The organism is Arenimonas sp. (assembly GCF_044348765.1).
Lineage (GTDB): Bacteria > Pseudomonadota > Gammaproteobacteria > Xanthomonadales > Xanthomonadaceae > Arenimonas.
In genome coordinates, this window is the sequence record NZ_JBIKSE010000032.1 from 1 (window position 1) to 19,716 (window position 19,716).

Consider the following 19,716-nt stretch of genomic DNA (forward strand, 5'->3'; position numbering starts at 1 on the left):
GATATCGCTTCCAGATTCTCACGGCCACCAAAGGCATTCGGCAGCCACTCGCCGGACTTGCGTGAATAGTCGCGGTAAAGCATTGAGGCGACCGCATCGACACGCAGACCATCGACGCCCCAGCGCTCGATCCAGTAGCGGGCACTAGCGCTCAGGAAATTACGGACTTCATTGCGACCGAAATTGTAGATGGCCGTGTTCCAATCGTGATGCCAGCCCTCGCGCGGATCGGCGTATTCGTAAAGCGCCGAGCCATCGAACTGCGCCAAACCATGGGCGTCAATCGGAAAGTGTGCCGGCACCCAGTCCAACAGTATGCCCAGGCCACGTGCATGGCAGGCGGCGACGAAGCGGCCAAAGCCCTCGGGCGGACCGAAGCGTGCGCTCGGCGCGAACAGGCCAAGGCTCTGGTAGCCCCAGGAGCCGTCGAACGGATGTTCACCGATCGGCATCAGCTGTAGATGAGTGAAGCCCAGCGATGCCGCATACGCTGGGAGGGTTTCAGCCAGTTCATCCCATTGCGTGAATTCGCCGTCCGCACCTTTGCGCCAGGATCCGGCATGCACTTCATACACGCTAATCGGAGCTTCGCGCTGATTCGCGGCGATGCGTTCTGCCGGCAATGCCTTTGGTTCCGGCAAGGACACGATCCGACTGGCGGTTCCGGGACGCAGTTCGGCAGCGCGCGCATAGGGATCGGCCTTGGCCGGCAGCAGGCTGCCATCAGCGGCAATGATTTCGAATTTGTACAGATCGCCGATGCCGGCATGCGGAATGAAGATTTCCCAGACACCCGCTGTATGACGCAGACGCATTGGATGCCGGCGGCCATCCCAGAGATTGAATGTGCCGATTGTGCTGACCCGGCGTGCATTCGGCGCCCATACTGCGAAACGCACACCGTCGATGCCATCGATATGCTGCGGGTGTGCGCCGAGTACCGCATAGGCTGCGGAGTGATTGCCGTCCCGGAGTTGCTCCAGATCATGGTCATCGAGCTGCGGACCGAATGCATAAGCGTCAGCCAGCTCGGTTTCGCCCTGCGGCCAGCGGATACGCAGCCGGTATGCAAACGGTTTGTGCCGTCGCGGAATGGCGCCTTCGAACAGACCCTCGGGATGGCGTAGCCGGAGATTGCAGAGCGTCTTTCCGTTGGCCGCATCGATCACACTGACCTGTTCCGCGCCCGGTAGTAGGGATCTCAGCCAGAGCCGGCCATCGGCAGCGGCATGCAGGCCGAGTACGGCGAAGGGGTCGGCATGGTTCGCCGCAAGTAGATCGACGGCGTCGCGCGCCTCAAGCATGCTGCGTGCCGGAATCCAGGCTGGCAGGGGACCAGACGCGGGTCACATAGTCACGGATGGTGCGGTCGGCAGAGAAGCTACCCATGCCGGCAATATTACGGGCGACAGCAGCCTGCCATCGTTCCGGCTGTGCATAGAGTGCATCCACACGCTGCTGCGCGGCTACGTAGTCGGCGAAATCAGCGAGTAGGAAGTAACGGTCGCGTCCGATCAGGTCATCGATCAGGGCTTTGTAGCGTGTCGGTTCCCCCGGGTTGAATACGCCGCGGCCAATGGCGTCGAGCACTGCATGCAGGGCCGGATTATGCTGGGCGATCTGCAGTGGCAGATATCCGAGATCGCGCAGTTTTTCGATACCATCGGCGCGGTGGCCGAAAACGAACACGTCCGATTCTCCGATGGCTTCCGCCATTTCGATAGTGGCGCCATCCCAGGTACCGATGGTCAGCGCGCCGTTCAATGCGAACTTCATGTTGCCGGTTCCCGAGGCTTCGGTGCCGGCGGTGGAAATCTGTTCGGACAGGTCGGCCGCCGGAATGATGGCCTCGGCCAGACTGACACCGTAATTGGGCAGAAACACCAGTTTCAGGCGGCCCTGTAGGCGCTCGTCGGCGTTGATGATGCGGCCGATGTCGTGCGCCAGACGGATGATCTGCTTGGCGGTGTGATAGGCTGAGGCCGCCTTGCCGGCGATGATGACCGTCCGTGCCTGCCAGCCCTTACCGTCCGGGCCGGCCGGATTGGCGAGCATGGCCTGGTAGCGAGCGACCACATGCAGCAGATTCAGCAACTGGCGTTTATATTCATGGATTCGCTTGATCTGCACATCGAACAGTGAACGGCAGTCGATACGGATGCCGGTTTCGTGCAGAATGCGTTCTGCCAACCGTGTTTTGTTGGCGAATTTGATCAGGCCGAGACTTTGGCCGAGTGCCGGATCGTCGGCCTGCGCGCGCAGGGCTTTCAGTCCGTCCAGATCGCGACGCCAGCCGGTGCCGATACGGGCATCGAGTAGTGTGGACAGGCCGGGGTTCGCCTGCTGCAGCCAACGGCGCGGGGTGACGCCATTGGTGACATTGTGGAAACGTTCCGGGAACAGGCGGGCGTAGTCCGCGAAGATGGTATCGACCATCAACTGCGAATGCAGCGCCGCCACGCCATTGACGCGATGCGATGCGACCACCGCCAGTGAGGCCATGCGCACATGGCGGATACCGCTTTCATCGATCAGCGAGACACGTTTGGCGAGTTCCTCGTCGTCCGGGAAGCGTGCCCGCACATCAGCCAGGAACCAATAGTTGATGTCGTAGATGATTTCCAGGTGCCGTGGTAGCAGGGATTCCATCAAGGCCACCGGCCAGGTTTCCAAGGCTTCCGGCATCAAGGTGTGATTGGTATATGACACCGCCTCGCGGGTGACACGCCAGGCGTCATCCCATTTCATGCCATGCTCGTCCACTAGAAGGCGCATCAGTTCAGCCGGCGCCAATGCCGGATGGGTATCGTTCAGATGGATGGCGTTGTGACGCCCAAGTGAGTCAAGCGTACCGAATTCGGCCAAATGGCGCTGCAACAGATCCTGCAGCGAGGCGCTGACCAAGAAAGCTTCCTGGCGAAGCCGCAGTTCGCGTCCGGCGGTGTGGCTGTCATCGGGGTAAAGTACCCAATTCAGGGTGTCGGCCTGCCATTCCGGTTCCGCCGCCGCGGCATAGTCCCCGCGCACAACCGCCTGGAAATCAACCGCCTGCTCGGGCAGAGCCTGCCATTGACGGAGCGTGGACACCCGTGAGCTGTGATGCGCCGGCACGATGAAATCGAAAGCACGGGCACGCACGCGCTCGGACGGAACCCACTGGCGGCCCCCACTGCGGTCGCTTTCCAGCCGGCCACCGGCGTGTGTGGACTCCACCCGTCCGCCGAAACCCACGCGGTATTCAATGCTGCTGCGTTCGATATCCCAGAGTGTGCCATTGCGCAGCCAGTCATCCGCAGCTTCCACCTGCACGCCGTCCGATGTGGTCTGTTTGAACATGCCGAAGCGGTAACGCAGTCCGTATCCGAAAGAGGGCAGTTCCAGTTCGGCAAAGGCATCCAGAAAGCAGGCCGCAAGCCGGCCGAGACCGCCGTTGCCCAACGCGGCATCGGCTTCACCTTCCAGGATCTCGCTCCAATCAATGCCGCGTTCTGCCATGATGCTGCGGAGCAAGGGTTCGATTCCGAGTGCTGCCAGGGCATTGCCGAGTGCGCGCCCCATCAGGAATTCCATCGAAAGGTAATGCACGCGGCGGCATGCGACCTGTATGCCGCGAACGGCATCAGCTTTCTGGGTAGCCGCCCAACGTATCGCCAGTTCTTCACGGCAGGCTTCTGCCGCCAGACGGAGCGCTTCACGCGCATCCAGAGGTCCGTGCTGTTGCGCGACAAGATGGTTGAAACGGTTCAGTACCGCGTTTTGCAGAGCGTCACGGGTATGGATATCCAGCGGGGATGCGGCGTCATTCATAGTTTGGCAGGCGGGCTGTTCGTTATTGTGGGAATAACGCCACGCCGGCGTCATTGAAACCATAGTCAGTGTAGAATCCATACCCCTGTGGAGCAAGGAAAATGCAAACGTATTCATGTCATTTGGCTTAAGATAAGTCCATGAAACGACGCACATTACTGCAATTCGGCGCGGGGCTGCCCTTGGCTCTGGCAAGCACCCATATCCGTGCAAATGATCCATTCTGGGCACAGGTGTTCGCCGCCATGCCGAATCCTTTCTCCGCCATGGCCAGCAATCCTGAGTACCGTATCCAGATTCTTTGCCAATATCGGCGGCAGGGTAGCCAGTGGTACAAACATAGCTGGCAGCTGATGCCCGAGCGTTGGTTCAGCACCGGCAGCGTCTCCAAACTGCCGATGGCGCTTCTGGCTTGTGAGCGGATGGCCGCCCTCGGGTTTGATTTGAATGCGCAGATTGGATTCACCCAGTTGCCCATCGGCGGTGAATGGCCGGAACAGGAGCCTGCGTTTGAACCGCTAGCGCGTAGCCTGACCCGAATCTTTACCATCAGTGAAAACCCGCCGTTCAACCGGCTGTATGATTTTCTCGGCGTCGATACCAGTCATGATCGCCTTGCCGCGCTCGGTTACCCGGCGGCCCGGTTGATCAGCCGCATGAGCGCGCCGGTGCGCGAGAATGTCCGCACGCGCGCCGGGCAGATCCGCGATGAACGTGGAAGGGTGTTGGCGGAATTTCCGGAGCGCACCGGAAGTGTGCGCCGATTTCCTTTCGGCAGTGCCCTGACCGGCTCCGGATTCCTGCACGATGACGGTACGCTGGCAACCGGTCCGCATGACTTTTCCGCAGCCAACTTCATCACCTTAGCCGATTCCCAACAGATGCTGAAGGCATTGATCGATCCGGCATCGGTGCCCGTGCGCCAGCGCTGGGTGATTCCCGAAGTGATGCGCAGTGAAATTCTCCGGATCATGGCGATGATGCCCCGCGAAAGCAGGGATCCGGTATATCCTGAAAGCGAATACCATGACGGCTATGCGCGCTTCTTCATGATCGGTGATAGCCAGGTACGGAAACCCGATGGCTTGCATCTGATTGGAAAAGTCGGTAATGCCTATGGTTTCGCCACCGATGTCGAATACATCACTGCTGACCGATCTGATATCGAGTGTCTGTTATCGGCGAATGTGTATGTGAATGCTGATGGTATCTTCAATGACGATAAATATGAATACGAAACGCTCGGCTATCCATTTCTGGCAGCATTGGGACGTGCGGTCTGGCAGGTTCTGAACGAACCACAATGAAACAGCAGTGGCTGTCAGGCTGGAAGTAGATAGCGACCACAAGAATACCTTTCTCGAAATCGCAGCGACATGTGTTTGCTTGTTCTTTTAATGAAGTATTGGGCACACAGAGAAAGTCAATTTCGCTTGGTGTTTATGACCCCTGAACTGCTTCAGTCAGAGGGATTCCACCCAGACCGGCACGCCATTCAGTGCGGCATTTCCGGATGGGCCATCCAGCACTCCGATATCCGTCAGATCGTTGTAGCTCGGTCCGGCCACGGCTTCCGCTCGGCGCATTTGCAGGCCGGCACGCTGATGGCCGAAGCCATGCGGCAGGCACACAACGCCGTGCATCAGTTCGTTGCAGGCTTTTACGTCAACAATGATTTCACCGGTGCTCGATCGAACGCGCACTTGCTGTCCGTCGACCAGTTGGCGGCTTTGCAGATCGTCGGCATGCATCAGCAGTTGATGACGCGGCTTGCCTTTCACTAAGCGTGGCGCATTGTGCATCCAGGAATTATTGCTGCGTATGTCCCTACGGCCAATCAGCATCAGCGAAGTCGCATCGATTTCAGGTAAGGGTTGTGATTGCAGCTCGGCTAATGCCTGCATGAACAATTCCGGTGCCGCTTCAATGCATCCGCTTGCTGTTTCCAGACGTTCCAGCAGTGAAGGACGTAACGGTCCTAAATCGATACCGTGTTCGGCGGCCTCCAGTTCAGCTATGCTCAGGCCGGAGCTGCCACGCGCCAGCCCGGCGGCGATGAGTGCTTTCGGTGGCGGCAGCGTCCGCCATTCGCGACCGCTGGCGGCGGCGAAGGCGGCGCCGAGACCATTGATGATTTCCCAGTCTGCGCGCTCTTCCGGTGCACGCTCCTGTACGGGGCGGTTCAAACGCGCCACCCGGCGTACGGCAAATGCGTTGAATACCGAATCATAATGGTCCTGGGTCAGGAAGGATGTCGGCGGCAGAATCAGATCGGCATGGCGCGTGCTTTCATTGATGTAGATATCGATGCTGAGCATGAAATCCAGTCCGGACAGTGCCGTGTCCAATGCGCCGCCATCGGGCGTGGACAGCACCGGATTCCCGGCGCTGGTGATCAGTGCGCGGATCTGTCCCGGGCCGGATATGCTGATTTCCTCGCATAAGGCCGAGACCGGCAGCTCGCCGGCGAATTCCGGCAGTTTGCGCACGCGGCTTTGCCAACGACCGCGCGCACCGGGTGAGGTGCCAGGCCCGGTAATCGGCAGCACTGCGTCATTGATCAAAGCACCACCGGGTTTATCCAGATTGCCGGTGTACAGATTGATCAGCTGCAGCAGCCATTGGCACAGACTGCCATGAGCCTGCACTGAGACGCCCATGCGGCCATAAGCGACGGCGCGCTCTGCATGGTAGAACTCGGACGCCATGCGGGTGATGGTTTCGGCCGGAATGCCGGTCCGTGCTTGGACTTCGGGCACGTTGAAGGCACCGATGGCTGCCATTGCGGCCTCGAAGCCCTGCAATTGACCGGAGTAGGCCGCCAAGCGAGGCGTCCCGTGCGCCTGCAACGCCTGCAGGAATGCAATCAGAAAATAGACGTCGGCGGCGGGAGTGATGAAATGATGTTCGCTGGCCAGATCTGCGGTTTCAGTGTGGCGCGGATCGATGACCACTAGTTTACCGCGCGCGGTCAGTGCCTTGATGCGTGTGCGCACGTCAGGCACTGTCATCAGGCTACCGTTGGAGGCGATTGGATTGGCGCCCAGCATCAGGAAATAATCAGTTTGGTCGATATCTGGAATCGGCAGCAGAAATTGATGGCCGTACATCTGCGCGTTGACCAGCTGATGCGGCCATTGGTCGACCGAGGATGCGCTGAATACATTCGGGCTGCGGATCAGTTTGAGCAGGGATGGCAAATAAGCGATGTGTCCGAAATGGTGCACGTTCGGATTGCCGAGATAGGTGCCGATCGCGGCAGCACCGTGTTCGGCCTGGATAGCGGCCAGACGTTCCCCCGCAAATGCGAAGGCCTCGTCCCAGCTGATTTCATGCCATTGTCCGTTCTCGCGCCGCATCGGACGGCGCAGGCGGTCGGGATCGTTTTCCAGATCGAGGATGGCGTTGCCCTTCGGGCAGATGTGACCGCGGCTGAACGGATCAGCGTCGTCACCGCGAATGGCCGCAAGCCGGCCGTCTTCGTACTGCAGCTCGAGGCCGCAGATGGCTTCGCACAGGGGACAGGCGCGGAATTTGGATTGGCGGGCCATGGTGCGGTACTCGCTACACGAGAAAGTCCAAGATTAGCAGGTTGAGGATGGTGCGTGCAGAAGATGCTTGATAAGTGGAGTTGATAGTTTCAAGCGATAATATCTACCCTAGTATTAAAAATTAAGCATTTCACTTGAACGAAAAATTAATTCGTTTACTGCATTATGTGTTGCAACGGAAAATTGAATTATTGTGGACTTCGCCTGTTTTTCTATATCCAAGTGCGAGAATGTTGTCCTTAAACCAATCACTGTCAAGCAAGTTGCTGTCGGGTAATATCTCAAGAATAATAATAGGCCTACATCGATTGATGGTTTGAATTGCACCGGCTAGGGCTTGTTTTTCATACCCTTCAACATCCAGCTGAATAATCGAAACATGACGATTTTGCTCAACAGTGTCATCAATCGTAACGATTTGAACTACCTCTGTTCCAGAGGCATTTGTTGGTTGATGATTCAAGATTCTACTAGAGCCTCCAAGAGACACGCCGTTAACGTCCTTGGTTGCTAGTCTCAAGAAATCAGATTTTTCACCAAGCCCTGTGTTTCTAAGCTCAACGTTTTGTATATCGTTCAGATTGATGGTTATTTCGGCACAGCGGAAGCTTTCAATGTTAGGTTCGAATGCCCATACTGTGGCTCTTGAATCAATGGCCTGAGAAAATGCGGGCAGAAAATCACCAAAAAATGTACCCGCGTGAATAACATCACCTTCTCCACAATTGTCAATGACATACTGAATTGTATTTGGCTCCCAGATTCTTTTTTTGAGTACTGCTCGTGCCGCAGGTCGATGGCAAGATGATTTTGGAATGCAGTATCCACCATATTTGTTATATGAAACAACGCAGTTTAAAACTGAGCTGTCTAATCTGCGCCTCTGATCTGTTTTGCGATTTTTAATTAGCAATAGATTTCGTGAAAATGAGTAAAGCTCAAAATATATATTTTTGGCAATTCGACTAATTTTTGTTAGCATTTTCATTATTTAATTCCAGTATAAGCTGCGCTATTTATTTGATGCTAGCAGTAAATTTTATGCAATTAGATCAATTTGAAACTGGTTTGGCGAAGCATGAGTGATCTTTAGGAGCGTGGATGAATTAGGTTTCCTTGGTCGGAAATGCTGGTTCACAGCTGGCCAACATATCTGCCCGATTCTAGCAAGACCCGCCATTAAAAAACCGCCTTCCGGCGGTTTTTTCATGCTCAGAAATTCGGTTTTTCTGGTGCGTCCTCGAAGCGGGTCACCGACTCACGGATGATGCGTTTGGCCTCCTCAGCGCCGCCCCAACCGTCGAGCTTGACCCATTTGTCTTTTTCAAGATCCTTGTAATGCTCAAAAAAATGGCCGATGCGGTCGAGCCAGTGCTGGGACACCTGGCCGATGTCATTGATGTGCGAGTAGCCGTCGAATACCTTGTCGATTGGAACCGCCACTAGTTTCTCGTCGGACCCGGCTTCGTCCTTCATGCGCAGGACGCCGACCGGTCGGCAGCGGATGACCGAGCCCGGCACCAGCGGCAGCGGTAGAATGACCAGCACATCGGCCGGATCGCCATCGCCGCACAGCGTGTGCGGGATGTAACCGTAATTACAGGGGTAGCGCATCGGCGTCGACAGGATGCGGTCGACGAAGATGGCGCCAGTAGTCTTATCCACTTCGTATTTCACCGGCTCGGCGTCTTTCGGAATTTCGATGATGACGTTCACTTCATTCGGAACGTCTTTGCCGGTCTGTACCAGGTCCAGGCCCATGGCTTACTCCTTATGATTGCAAGGCGAGCATGATACCGCGTCTAGACTGAATATTCACTCAACATAACAGGCGTGGCATGATCTCAATCAAGGCTCACGCCCGAATATGCGGTAAACTGCCTCCAGCAGTATCTACAACAAGGAGTTTTTCATGCAAACGTCCATGCTTTCGCACTCCCTTGCCACCGAATTTCCTGAACTCAGCGAAAAAATCCATGCGCTCAAGGCCAGCAACCAGCATTTCGCTCGCCTGCTTGCCGAGCATGACGCCATCGACCAGCGCATCATCCGCGATGAGGAAAAAATCGAGCCGCTAAATGATGAAACCCTGCATGAACTGAAGCAAAAACGCCTGAAACTGAAGGACGAGCTCTATCAGATGGCCAAAGCTGCCTGAGTTGCATCTCCGGCAGTTGAGAAGGAAAAGGCGTCCACTGGCGCTTTCACACGCTCATGTCCGGGCTGGTTCGGACGGAGCGCAACTGGTTCGTTTTGCTGCCAGAGAAATAATCAAGTCAGCCGGATGCAGGGGCTATCCGAGTAATCCGCCGCTTTGCGCAATCCAGCTACCGATCAGCAGGACAGTCGCGATGACTGCAGACAGGCCGATGATGAAACCGATAATGCCGGCGACAAATGAAATCAGCATCAGCAGTCCGTCGCGTTCGGCCATGGCGAAACCGAACAAGGCAATGGCAACTCCGGGCGGAATATTGGTGAACGGTCCGGGAACCAGGATGACCAAAGCCAGCACCAGACAACACAGGGCTGCAAGCCGATAAATGATATCGTGGGTCATTATCTTCCAGCGCGGTTTGGCAAAGCGTTCAAGCTGCACCAGCCAGTTACGTCGCCGTTGAATGCCGGCGTGCAGGGCATCGGCGGAATAGCGTTTGTTATCGAAACGTGCCGGCAGACTCGGACGCGTACTGCCGAACAGCTGTTGCAAAGCAAACAACAGAATCGGCAACGCCATCAGCGAGCACAGTCCGGTCGGCAGGGCAGCGGCCAGTATGCCAAACAAGACATAGGCGAACCCGAAGCCACGGTGACCCATGGTCTCGAGCAATTCACCGGCATGGATTTCCCGGCCTCTTTGTTGCTCCAGTTTGTCCAGAAGGGTGTCTAAAAGGGGTTTCGTCACGGTATCGTGGCAAGCAGTTTCGGCATTCATACCGGCATTATCGCGCATCGTGCCGGCCGCCGTGTGGTAGGCGCATGAAAAACCCCGCCGAAGCGGGGTTTTTCATGGAAAACCATGCGTGATCAGGCCAGGAACGGAATCAGCAGCAGAGCCACGATGTTGATGATCTTGATCAGCGGGTTGATGGCCGGACCGGCGGTGTCCTTGTAGGGGTCGCCTACGGTGTCACCGGTGACCGCCGCCTTGTGGGCTTCGGAACCTTTGCCGCCGTGATGGCCTTCTTCGATGTACTTCTTGGCGTTATCCCAGGCACCGCCGCCGGTGCACATCGAGATGGCTACAAACAGACCGGTCACGATGGTGCCCATCAGCAGGCCGCCAAGGGCGTCTGCGCCGAGCGTCAGGCCAACCACGACCGGAATCAGCAACGGCAGCAGCGAGGGCACGATCATTTCGCGGATGGCGGATTTGGTCAACAGATCGACGGCTTTGTCGTACTGCGGCTTGCCGGTGCCTTCCATAATGCCGGGAATCTCGCGGAACTGACGACGCACTTCCTCGACTACCGCACCGGCAGCGCGGCCTACGGCCTGCATGGCCATGGCGCCGAACAGATAGGGAATCATGCCGCCGATCAGCAGGCCGATAACCACCTGGGGGTTGTCGATGGAGAAGTTGACCGGCGCGAAGCCTTCGCCGCGTTCGGCTAATTTGTACGAGTAATCGGCGAACAGTACCAGTGCGGCCAGACCGGCAGAACCGATGGCATAGCCTTTGGTGACGGCCTTGGTGGTATTGCCGACAGCGTCGAGGGCATCGGTGGTGATCCGGATTTCCTTATCCATGCCCGACATTTCGGCGATACCGCCGGCATTGTCGGTAATCGGGCCATAGGCATCCAGGGCTACGATCATACCGGCCATCGACAGCATGGCGGTCGCGGCAACGGCCACACCGTAAAGGCCGGCGAGGTGATAGCAACCATAGATCGAGGCGGCAACGGCGAGCACGGGCGCGGCGGTCGATTTCATTGACACTGCAAGACCGGCGATGACATTGGTGCCATGACCGGTTTCGGAGGCTTTCGCCACATCTTGTACCGGTGCGAATTCGGTCGCGGTGTAGTACTCGGTGATGACGACCAGAGCTGCAGTCAGGCCCAGTCCGATCAGAGCGCACCAGAAAATACCATTGGAGTGCTCCAGACTGAACATGGAATCCGTCACGAAATAGAATGCGACCGCGGCCAGCAGTCCGGAGACGCCCAGACCGCGGTACAAGGCATTCATGATCTTGCCGCCGTCGCGAGTCTTCACGAAGAAGGTGCCGACGATGGATGCGATGATGGAGACGGCACCCAGCACCAGTGGATACATCACGCCGTTCCAGCCATAGGTCGCGAAGGAAATGCCGGCGATCAGCATGGCGGCGATGATGGTGACCGCGTAGGTTTCGAACAGATCGGCAGCCATACCGGCGCAGTCACCGACGTTATCGCCGACGTTATCGGCAATGACGGCTGGGTTGCGCGGGTCATCTTCCGGGATTCCGGCCTCGACCTTGCCGACCAGGTCGGCACCGACATCGGCACCCTTGGTGAAAATACCTCCGCCGAGTCGGGCAAAGATGGAGATCAGCGAACTCCCGAAGGCCAGACCGATCATCGGCTGCATCGCGGCCTTGACGGTTTCGGCGGTCTGTTCGCCGCCGGATTTAATCAGCAGAAAGTAACCGGCCACGCCCAGCAGGCCGAGACCGACCACCAGCATACCGGTGATGGCGCCACCTTTGAAGCTGACGTTGAGGGCATCGTTCAGACTGCGGGTGGCAGCTTGGGCGGTGCGCACATTGGCGCGCACGGAAACGAACATCCCGATGAATCCGGCTAGGCCGGACAGTATGGCGCCGATGGCGAAGCCGATAGCGGTCTGCCATCCCAGCGCAGGCACAAAGCCAATCACTGCAAACAATACGATGCCGACGATGGCGATAGTGCGGTACTGGCGTCGAAGGTAGGCGCCGGCACCTTCCTGCACGGCGGCTGCAATGGCCTGCATTTTATCGTTGCCGGCATCCTGCTTCAGGATCCAGCCGGTGGTATAAAGCCCGTATATGATCGCTAAGGCCGCACAGGCCAGAGCCAGTTCCAATCCGTATTGCGCTAACATTCCATACTCCCTAATTCATGAAGGATCGGGCGGTCTGTGCCGCCGCCCCAAGAGTATGCCAGAGCCCAGGAAACTTAACTAGGGCTGAATGATTAAGGGGCGCCTATTTTACCCAGGCCTTCAGTTTTTTCTTTACCAAAGGCAGTTTGGGTTTGAAGTGCACTGGGAGGCCGTTCTTGCCAAGCGGCACCGCGGCCTGGCCCTGTATCAGGGGCGCGAGATAGCGGCGGCAGGCGGCGGTGATGCCGAAGCCGTCCTTGCGGATGAAGGCATCCGGCATTTTCTTCTCGACATTGGCGATTCGGCTCAGCGGCACCGGATCGATGTGCCAGCGGTATGGAGCATCGGCGGTTCGGATGATGGCCGGCATTACGCCGTTATTGCCGGACAGGGCCAGCTCGACGGCGGCCTTGCCGACCGCCATGGCCTGGTCGAGATCGACCTGCGAAGCCAGATGGCGTGCCGAGCGTTGCAGATAGTCCGGTACGGTCCAATGCACTTTCATGCCGAGTGCATCCTTGACCATGCCCGCCAGCATGGGTGCTGCGCCGCCGAGCTGGCTGTGGCCGAAGGCGTCCACGCTGCCCTCGGCCTGGGCCAGGAATTTTCCGTCCGGTGTTTTCACGCCCTCGGAAACCACCACTACGCAATAGCCGATACTGGCCACGGTTTCTTTGACTTTGGCGAGAAATACCGCACGGTCGAAAATCCGCTCGGGGAACAGGATGATGTGCGGCGCGTCTTTGGCGGTCTCGCCGGCCAGTCCGGCGGCGGCGGCCAGCCATCCGGCATGGCGGCCCATGACTTCATAGACGAAGACCTTGGTCGAAGTCTCGGCCATGGCTTCCACGTCGATGGCCGCTTCCAGCACGGATACCGCAGTGTAGCGGGCTGCCGAACCGAAGCCCGGACAGCAATCGGTTATGACCAAATCGTTGTCGACCGTTTTCGGAACCGCCACGCAGGTCAGTGCATAGCCCGATTGCTGGGCCAACTGCGAAATTTTAAGGGCGGTATCGGCCGAATCGTTGCCACCGTTGTAGAGGAAGAAACGGATGTCATGCGCCTTGAAAACATCCAACAGGCGTTGATACTGGGCGGCATCCTGCTCAAGTGATTTCAGCTTGTATCGGCAGGAACCGAAAGCGCCTCCAGGCGTATGCGCCAACGCTTTGATTTCACTGGAGGTCAGCACGGATGTGTCGAACATCTGTTCGCGCAGGATGCCCAGAATACCGTTCTTGCCCGCATACACCGGAATTCTGCGCGCGCGGGCCTGGGCCAGGACAGCGCTGGCGCTGGCGTTGATGACGGCGGTAACACCGCCGGACTGGGCGTAAAGTAATCTGCCTTTCGACATAAACATCCTTTAAAATTGACGAAACAGACGGCAACGGTTAGGGTGTCATTATGGCAAATTTTCGCCGTGGCAGCCGGTTCTTGGATTGGCGCCCGACCATCATTTCAACGACTTTCTGAGGTTTTATGCGATTGGTTCTTCTCGGCGCCCCCGGTTCGGGCAAAGGCACCCAAGCGGCGCGGTTGAAGGAATACCTCAATGTTCCGCACATTTCCACCGGCGAATTGCTGCGTGCCGCCGTGGCTACTGGAACCCCGCTCGGACTGCAGGCCAAGGAAGTGATGGAGGCCGGCGGTTTGGTTTCCGATGACGTGGTGCTCGGAATGCTGGAAGAGCGACTGCTCAAGCCCGATACCGGCAATGGCTTCATCCTCGACGGCTACCCGCGCAATCTGGCCCAGGCCAACGCCCTGGCGGAACTTCTCAAGAAACTCGGTCAACCAATCGATATCGCCGTCCAGCTCGACGTGGATACCGAATTGCTGGTCGACCGCTTGGCAGGCCGGGCCATGGCCGAAGGCCGCGCTGATGACAGTCCGGAATCGGTACGCAAGCGCCTGGGTGTTTATGAAAGCCAGACCGCGCCGGTGGTCGATTACTACCGCAGCCTCGGCACGCTCGCACATCTGAACGGTGTCGGTACGCTCGATGAGGTGTTCACCCGCATCACCGAGGCTTTGGCCGGAACGCCGGAAGTCGGCTGAAGCCCGCCATGAATCTGCATATCCTGGGCATCTGCGGCACCTTCATGGGCGGCGTGGCGGCTTTGGCGCGCGAACTCGGCCACCGCGTGCAGGGTTCGGACGCCAATGTCTATCCGCCGATGTCGATCCAGCTGGAACAGCTCGGCATCGGTCTGCATTCCGGATACGCTCCCGCTGATATCGCCGCCGATACCGATTGCGTGGTCATCGGCAACGCCCTGTCGCGGGGCAATCCGGCAGTCGAGCATGTGCTCAATCGACAGATCAACTACCGCTCCGGCGCGCAATGGCTGGCGGAGAATGTTCTGCCCGGACGCCGCACATTGGCTGTAGCCGGAACCCATGGCAAAACCACCACCACATCGATTCTGGCGTTCCTGCTGGAAGCGGCGGGCCGTGATCCGGGATTTTTGGTCGGCGGTGTGCCGGAGAATTTCGGGGTGTCCGCGCGCATCGGCGGCAGCCGTGAATTCGTCGTGGAGGCCGATGAGTACGACACTGCATTCTTCGACAAACGTTCCAAGTTCGTGCACTACGGACCGCGTGTGGCGATCCTCAATAATCTGGAATTTGATCACGCCGACATATTCCCGGATCTGGCTGCCATCCAGCGCCAGTTCCACCATCTGGTCCGCATCGTGCCGAGCGATGGCCGCCTGATCGTCAACGGCGAAGATGCCGCATTGGCCGAAGTGCTGGCCATGGGCTGCTGGACGCCGGTCGAGCGCTTCGCCATCGATGCCGAGGCCGAATGGCAGGCCGAGCTGGTGCAAGCCGACGGTTCCGAATTCATCATGAAACATCTCGGTCTGGCGCTCGGTACCGTGCGTTGGAATCTGCTCGGCCGTCACAACGTGATGAACGCACTTGCCGCCTTCGCGGCCTGTCATGCGGTCGGCGTCGCTGCTGCGGATATCATCCCGGCGTTGCCGGATTTCGTCAGCGTCAAACGCCGCATGGAAGTGATCGGTGTCGCCGCCGAGGTCACGGTGTATGACGACTTCGCCCATCACCCGACCGCCATCGCGACCACCCTAGCCGGTTTGCGTGCGAGGGTGGGTGATGCGCGTATCGTGGTGGCCATGGAGCCGCGTTCGAATTCGATGCGTCTCGGCGCGCATTCGGCACACATCGCACCGTCCTTGGCCGATGCCGATGCCGTGGTCTTCCTGCACCGGCCGGAACTGCCCTGGGATGCCGAGCCGGTCGTATCCGCACTCCGGGGCGAGGGCCATAAGGTCACCAGCGTCGATGCTTTGATCAATACGCTCAAGGCGATGGTGCGTCGCGGCGACCATGTCGTATTCATGTCCAACGGTGGTTTCGAAGACGCGCCACGTCGCTGTCTGAAAGCCCTGCAATCCTGATATTCCGCCATTCCGGAGTCACCATGTCCTTACAGGAAAAAACCCTTTTCATCACCGGCGCCTCGCGCGGCATCGGTCTGGCCATCGCCAGAAAAGCCGGCAGTCTCGGTGCCAATGTGGTGGTTGCCGCCAAATCGGCGGTAGTCAACCCGAAGTTGCCGGGAACCATCTTCACTGCCGCCGCCGAGGTGGAAGCAGCCGGTGGCAAGGCGCTTGCCATCCAATGCGATATCCGCGACGAGGCCAATGTCGAAGCGGCCATGGCGCAGGCGGCGGAACATTTCGGCGGCATTGATGTGCTGGTCAACAATGCCAGCGCCATCTGGTTGCGCGGAATTCTGGATACACCCATGAAACGCTTCGATTTGATGAGCCAGGTGAATTCGCGCGGTACGTTTCTGTGCGCGCAAAAGGCGCTGCCGTATCTGCTGAAGTCCGAAAACCCACATATTCTGACCTTGGCGCCGCCGCCGAATCTCGATCCGAAATGGTGGGGTTCATTTACTGGCTACACCTTGGCAAAAATGGGCATGAGCTTCGTCACCCTTGGTTTGGCCGAAGAATTCAAGGGACGTGTTGCTGTCAATGCCCTATGGCCAAAGACGGTCATCGCCACCGATGCCATCAACATGATTCCCGGTGTGGATACCAACGCCGCCCGCAACGCTGAAATCGTTGCTGATGCGGCCATTGCTATTTTGCTTCAGAAGTTCAGTGCCGCCACCGGCCAGTTCTATATTGATGAAGACCTGTTGCGCGAAAACGGAGTTACGGATTTCGAGCAGTACGCCGTAGTTCCGGGAACGCCGCTGCTTCCCGATTTTTTTCTGTAAGGGATTGCCATGAAGTACCTGCACACCATGGTCCGTGTCCGAGATTTGGACGCTTCACTACGTTTTTACTGTGAAGGTCTGGGGCTGAAGGAAGTCCGGCGCATGGAAAACAGTGCCGGCCGTTTCACGCTCGTGTTCCTTTCCGCCGATGAAACGCCAACAGCCGAAATCGAGCTGACCCATAACTGGGATCCAGAACCCGAGTACGGCAGCTCCCGCAATTTCGGCCATCTGGCCTTCCGGGTCGATGATCTTTACGCGGTTTGCGCGCGATTGCAGGCGATGGGCTACACCATCAACCGGCCGCCGCGCGACGGACACATGGCGTTCGTACGCTCGCCGGACCTGATTTCCATCGAGCTGCTGCAGGAAGGCCATCTTCCGCCGCAGGAGCCCTGGGCATCGATGCCGAATTCCGGCAGCTGGTAATCGGTCAGAGCAGGGCCTGTTTGAGATCGTCAATCAGATCGTCCGGATGCTCCAGACCGACCGAGATGCGGACCAGGTTGTCCGCCGAGACCAGATGCGGTCCTTCGATCGAGGCACGGTGTTCGATTAGGGATTCAACGCCGCCGAGCGAGGTGGCGTTGGTGAAGATTCGTACGCGCGAGGCAAAACGCAAAGCGGCATCGCGGCCGCCTTCGAACTGCACCGAAAGCATGCCGCCGAAATCACGCATCTGCCGGGCAGCGACATCATGGCCGCGGTGGCTGGATAGTCCCGGATAATGCACCGCCGATACGCCCGGCTGTGCGGCCAGAAAATCGGCAACACGCTGGGCATTGCTGCAATGCCAAGCCATGCGTGCCGGCAGTGAACGCGCCCCGCGAAGGATCATCCAGCTGTTGAACGGCGAGGCGATGCTGCCGGTGATATGGCGGCGATGCGCGGCCTGTTCATAGACTGAATCGGCCTGTGCGAACACCAGTGCGCCGCCCATCACATCGCTGTGGCCGCCGAGGTATTTGGTGGTGGAATGCATCACCGCATCGGCGCCGAGTGCCAGCGGCTGCTGAAGCGCCGGCGTTGCAAAAGTGTTGTCGCAGACCAGGCGCGCGCCGTGGGCGTGTGCGATTTCGGCCAAAGCCGCGATGTCGGCGATGGCCAGCAAAGGATTGGAGGGGGTTTCCGCCCAGATCAGCGCCGTTTCCGGGCGCAGCGCCGCACGCACTGCAGACAGGTCCGACATGTCCAAAGCGGTGGCCGTGATTGCCCGTTGCGGCAGGAATTCGTTGAAGAGCGTGCGTAGACCGGTGTAACAGTCATTAGGAATCAGCACATGCGCCCCGTTGGCCAAACACTCCAGATAGCCCTGCATGGCCGCCATGCCCGAGGCATAAACCAAAGCACGCTCGCCACCTTCCAGTGCCGCCAGACAGGTTTCCAGGCGGTCCTGGGTTGGATTGGCCTCGCGCTGGTATTCATAACCGGCCCGGCGTTCGCCGGCGGGGCCATGCTGAAAGGTCGTGCTCATGTGCAGCGGCGGGGCGACCGCACCGGTTTCGGCATCGGCTTCGGCACCGGCATGGATGGCAAGGGTTTCAAAGCGCATGGGTTTCTCCGGTGCTCAGGCCACGGTTGGCCAGTTCCTGTTGGAAGTGATTGTCGTCCTGATACACGAAGGCGTCCAGTCCGGCCTGCCGGGCACCATCCACATTGCCCGCTTTGTCATCCACGAACAGGGTCGAGGCTGGCGAAAAACCCAGACGCTGCAGGCACAGCAGAAAGGCTTCCGGATCGGGCTTGCATAGGCCCAGACTACCAGAGCAGATAAAGCGCGTGCGGAACAGCGGCATCAGTTCCGGCACGATGCGTTCGGCATGTTGTGCCAGCCAATGCCCGTTATTGCTGAAGATACCGAATTGCACCTGTCCCGCCAGGCGTTCACAGATATCGAGCAGGGGTTGGCGCACGCGCGTGCCTGCGCGTCGGGCGGCGATGAAATCCGCGCTGGGAATATCCAGGCCCCATTCGCTGCGCAGACGGTCCATGTAATCATCGAGCCCGAATTCGCCGCGGTCGGAACGATTCTCCAGACCGCTGTCGAACACGGCGCGCTCAATCATGGCAGTATCGACACCCGCAGTTTCGGCAAGAGCGCGGCATCGCCGCTCCTGGCTGTAGTCCGCCAATACCTCGTCGAGATCGAGTAGCAGCAGTTTCGGCGGCATCAGGCAGCGGCGATTTCGGCGAAAACGGTGCGCGCTGCGGACAGGGTCTGTTCTATTTCGGCATCGCCGTGCTTGGAAGACAGGAAGCCCGCTTCAAATGCCGATGGCGCGAAGTACACGCCCCGTTCCAGCATGCCATGGAAGAAACGGTTGAAACGGCTGCTGTCGGAACGCATGGCATCGGCATAACCGTTGATTGGTCCTTCGCAGAAATACAGACCGAACATGGCGCAGACACCGGTGGTGGTGAACGCAATGCCGAACTCGGCGGCGGCGGCCTCGAGTCCGTCGCGCAGTCGTCGGGTGTTTTCGGCAATTCCCTCGTAGAATCCGGGTTCCTGAATCAGTTTCAATGTGGCCAGACCGGCCGCCATCGCTACTGGATTGCCGCTGAGCGTACCGGCCTGGTAGATTGGACCGCTCGGTGCGATTTGGCTCAGCAGATCACGGCGTCCGCCGTAGGCGCCGACCGGCATGCCGCCACCGATGATCTTGCCGAAGGTGGTGAGGTCCGGGGTAATACCGTACAGCGCCTGAGCGCCGCCGAGCGCGACCCGAAAGCCGGTCATTACTTCATCGAAAATCAACAGGCTGCCGTACTGCGTGCACAAATCGCGCAGGTGCTGCAGATAGCCTTCGGCCGGCAGGATGCAATTGGCATTGCCCACGATCGGCTCGACGATGACGCCGGCGATATCGTCGCCGAGTTCGGCGAACAGGCGTGTCGCGCCCTCGAAATCGTTATAGCTCAAAGTCAGGGTCAGATCGGCCAGGGATTTCGGGACTCCCGGCGAATTCGGTACGCCCAGCGTCAGCATGCCCGAGCCGGCCTTCACCAGAAAGGAATCGC

At 58.5% G+C, this 19,716-nt stretch carries 16 protein-coding genes and 1 pseudogene; 6 read left to right on the forward strand and 11 right to left on the reverse strand.

Translation table 11 applies throughout. The features are described from left to right. Both ACIQ0Q_RS06355 and ACIQ0Q_RS06360 read right to left on the reverse strand, forming a co-directional pair. A pseudogene (locus ACIQ0Q_RS06355) lies at window positions 1-1,304 on the reverse strand (1,4-alpha-glucan branching enzyme); the annotation flags it as partial. After that, window positions 1,297-3,807 carry a glycogen/starch/alpha-glucan phosphorylase gene (locus tag ACIQ0Q_RS06360; RefSeq protein WP_395772106.1) on the reverse strand — a complete coding sequence of 837 codons (2,511 nt, stop codon included), beginning with the start codon at window positions 3,805-3,807 and terminating at the stop codon, window positions 1,297-1,299. The gene ACIQ0Q_RS06360 and the pseudogene ACIQ0Q_RS06355, both read right to left, overlap by 8 nt. Before the next feature lie 140 nt (window positions 3,808-3,947). Here ACIQ0Q_RS06360 and ACIQ0Q_RS06365 point away from each other — a divergent pair, with 140 nt between their 5' ends. Further along, window positions 3,948-5,114 (forward strand): serine hydrolase, encoded by a 1,167-nt coding sequence (locus ACIQ0Q_RS06365; protein ID WP_395772107.1) that lies wholly within the window; start codon window positions 3,948-3,950, stop codon window positions 5,112-5,114. A 156-nt stretch (window positions 5,115-5,270) separates the two neighbouring features. On the opposite strand, the gene ACIQ0Q_RS06370 is transcribed toward ACIQ0Q_RS06365, so the two are convergent. The 3 genes from ACIQ0Q_RS06370 to ppa form a co-directional block, all read right to left on the reverse strand. Beyond that, a complete protein-coding gene (locus tag ACIQ0Q_RS06370; RefSeq protein WP_395772108.1) occupies window positions 5,271-7,358 on the reverse strand; it encodes a molybdopterin-dependent oxidoreductase in 2,088 nt (695 codons plus the stop codon). A 163-nt stretch (window positions 7,359-7,521) separates the two neighbouring features. After that, a complete protein-coding gene (locus ACIQ0Q_RS06375; RefSeq protein ID WP_395772109.1) occupies window positions 7,522-8,346 on the reverse strand; it encodes an FkbM family methyltransferase in 825 nt (274 codons plus the stop codon). 224 nt (window positions 8,347-8,570) lie between these two features. Beyond that, window positions 8,571-9,119 (reverse strand): inorganic diphosphatase, encoded by a 549-nt coding sequence (gene ppa, locus ACIQ0Q_RS06380; RefSeq protein ID WP_395772110.1) that lies wholly within the window; start codon window positions 9,117-9,119, stop codon window positions 8,571-8,573. Window positions 9,120-9,270: 151 nt separating this feature from the next. On the opposite strand from ppa, the gene ACIQ0Q_RS06385 reads away from it, so the two are divergent. After that, the gene (locus ACIQ0Q_RS06385; RefSeq protein WP_395772111.1) at window positions 9,271-9,516 is read left to right on the forward strand and encodes a YdcH family protein; all 246 of its coding nucleotides are present in this window, start codon (window positions 9,271-9,273) and stop codon (window positions 9,514-9,516) included. Window positions 9,517-9,651: 135 nt separating this feature from the next. Here the strand turns inward: ACIQ0Q_RS06385 and ACIQ0Q_RS06390 are convergent, their stop codons facing one another. The 3 genes from ACIQ0Q_RS06390 to ACIQ0Q_RS06400 form a co-directional block, all read right to left on the reverse strand. Beyond that, complete coding sequence (locus ACIQ0Q_RS06390) at window positions 9,652-10,263, reverse strand: exopolysaccharide biosynthesis protein (protein WP_395772112.1); 612 nt, start codon at window positions 10,261-10,263, stop codon at window positions 9,652-9,654. Between the two features lie 122 nt (window positions 10,264-10,385). Next, window positions 10,386-12,431 (reverse strand): sodium-translocating pyrophosphatase, encoded by a 2,046-nt coding sequence (locus ACIQ0Q_RS06395; protein ID WP_395772113.1) that lies wholly within the window; start codon window positions 12,429-12,431, stop codon window positions 10,386-10,388. Window positions 12,432-12,534: 103 nt separating this feature from the next. After that, the gene (locus ACIQ0Q_RS06400) at window positions 12,535-13,791 is read right to left on the reverse strand and encodes a 6-phosphofructokinase (protein WP_395772114.1); all 1,257 of its coding nucleotides are present in this window, start codon (window positions 13,789-13,791) and stop codon (window positions 12,535-12,537) included. A 125-nt stretch (window positions 13,792-13,916) separates the two neighbouring features. On the opposite strand from ACIQ0Q_RS06400, the gene ACIQ0Q_RS06405 reads away from it, so the two are divergent. The 4 genes from ACIQ0Q_RS06405 to ACIQ0Q_RS06420 are packed head-to-tail and all read left to right on the forward strand — an operon-like array spanning window position 13,917 to window position 17,124. After that, a complete protein-coding gene (locus tag ACIQ0Q_RS06405; RefSeq protein WP_395772115.1) occupies window positions 13,917-14,495 on the forward strand; it encodes an adenylate kinase in 579 nt (192 codons plus the stop codon). A gap of 8 nt (window positions 14,496-14,503) precedes the next feature. Continuing rightward, window positions 14,504-15,862, forward strand: coding sequence for a UDP-N-acetylmuramate:L-alanyl-gamma-D-glutamyl-meso-diaminopimelate ligase (gene mpl / locus ACIQ0Q_RS06410; protein ID WP_395772116.1), 1,359 nt, complete (start codon window positions 14,504-14,506; stop codon window positions 15,860-15,862). Window positions 15,863-15,885: 23 nt separating this feature from the next. After that, window positions 15,886-16,695: an SDR family oxidoreductase gene (locus ACIQ0Q_RS06415; RefSeq protein WP_395772117.1), complete on the forward strand. Its 810-nt coding sequence runs from the start codon at window positions 15,886-15,888 to the stop codon at window positions 16,693-16,695. 9 nt (window positions 16,696-16,704) lie between these two features. Continuing rightward, a complete protein-coding gene (locus tag ACIQ0Q_RS06420; RefSeq protein WP_395772118.1) occupies window positions 16,705-17,124 on the forward strand; it encodes a VOC family protein in 420 nt (139 codons plus the stop codon). 4 nt (window positions 17,125-17,128) lie between these two features. On the opposite strand, the gene ACIQ0Q_RS06425 is transcribed toward ACIQ0Q_RS06420, so the two are convergent. The 3 genes from ACIQ0Q_RS06425 to ACIQ0Q_RS06435 form a co-directional block, all read right to left on the reverse strand. After that, window positions 17,129-18,247: a trans-sulfuration enzyme family protein gene (locus tag ACIQ0Q_RS06425; protein ID WP_395772119.1), complete on the reverse strand. Its 1,119-nt coding sequence runs from the start codon at window positions 18,245-18,247 to the stop codon at window positions 17,129-17,131. Then, the gene (locus ACIQ0Q_RS06430) at window positions 18,237-18,866 is read right to left on the reverse strand and encodes an HAD-IA family hydrolase (RefSeq protein WP_395772120.1); all 630 of its coding nucleotides are present in this window, start codon (window positions 18,864-18,866) and stop codon (window positions 18,237-18,239) included. The genes ACIQ0Q_RS06425 and ACIQ0Q_RS06430 overlap by 11 nt, the downstream gene beginning before the upstream one ends. Continuing rightward, a partial coding sequence (locus tag ACIQ0Q_RS06435; protein WP_395772121.1) for a glutamate-1-semialdehyde 2,1-aminomutase occupies window positions 18,866-19,716 on the reverse strand: 851 nt, incomplete at its 5' end. The genes ACIQ0Q_RS06430 and ACIQ0Q_RS06435, both read right to left, overlap by 1 nt.

Bases quoted from the DNA above. Each gene is read 5' to 3' on its own strand.
- ACIQ0Q_RS06360 (WP_395772106.1), bottom strand. From the start codon at position 3,807: ATGAATGACGCCGCATCCCCGCTGGATATCCATACCCGTGACGCTCTG.
- ACIQ0Q_RS06365 (WP_395772107.1), top strand. From the start codon at position 3,948: ATGAAACGACGCACATTACTGCAATTCGGCGCGGGGCTGCCCTTGGCT.
- ACIQ0Q_RS06370 (WP_395772108.1), bottom strand. From the start codon at position 7,358: ATGGCCCGCCAATCCAAATTCCGCGCCTGTCCCCTGTGCGAAGCCATC.
- ACIQ0Q_RS06375 (WP_395772109.1), bottom strand. From the start codon at position 8,346: ATGAAAATGCTAACAAAAATTAGTCGAATTGCCAAAAATATATATTTT.
- ppa (WP_395772110.1), bottom strand. From the start codon at position 9,119: ATGGGCCTGGACCTGGTACAGACCGGCAAAGACGTTCCGAATGAAGTG.
- ACIQ0Q_RS06385 (WP_395772111.1), top strand. From the start codon at position 9,271: ATGCAAACGTCCATGCTTTCGCACTCCCTTGCCACCGAATTTCCTGAA.
- ACIQ0Q_RS06395 (WP_395772113.1), bottom strand. From the start codon at position 12,431: ATGTTAGCGCAATACGGATTGGAACTGGCTCTGGCCTGTGCGGCCTTA.
- ACIQ0Q_RS06400 (WP_395772114.1), bottom strand. From the start codon at position 13,791: ATGTCGAAAGGCAGATTACTTTACGCCCAGTCCGGCGGTGTTACCGCC.
- ACIQ0Q_RS06405 (WP_395772115.1), top strand. From the start codon at position 13,917: ATGCGATTGGTTCTTCTCGGCGCCCCCGGTTCGGGCAAAGGCACCCAA.
- mpl (WP_395772116.1), top strand. From the start codon at position 14,504: ATGAATCTGCATATCCTGGGCATCTGCGGCACCTTCATGGGCGGCGTG.
- ACIQ0Q_RS06415 (WP_395772117.1), top strand. From the start codon at position 15,886: ATGTCCTTACAGGAAAAAACCCTTTTCATCACCGGCGCCTCGCGCGGC.
- ACIQ0Q_RS06420 (WP_395772118.1), top strand. From the start codon at position 16,705: ATGAAGTACCTGCACACCATGGTCCGTGTCCGAGATTTGGACGCTTCA.
- ACIQ0Q_RS06425 (WP_395772119.1), bottom strand. From the start codon at position 18,247: ATGCGCTTTGAAACCCTTGCCATCCATGCCGGTGCCGAAGCCGATGCC.
- ACIQ0Q_RS06430 (WP_395772120.1), bottom strand. From the start codon at position 18,866: ATGCCGCCGAAACTGCTGCTACTCGATCTCGACGAGGTATTGGCGGAC.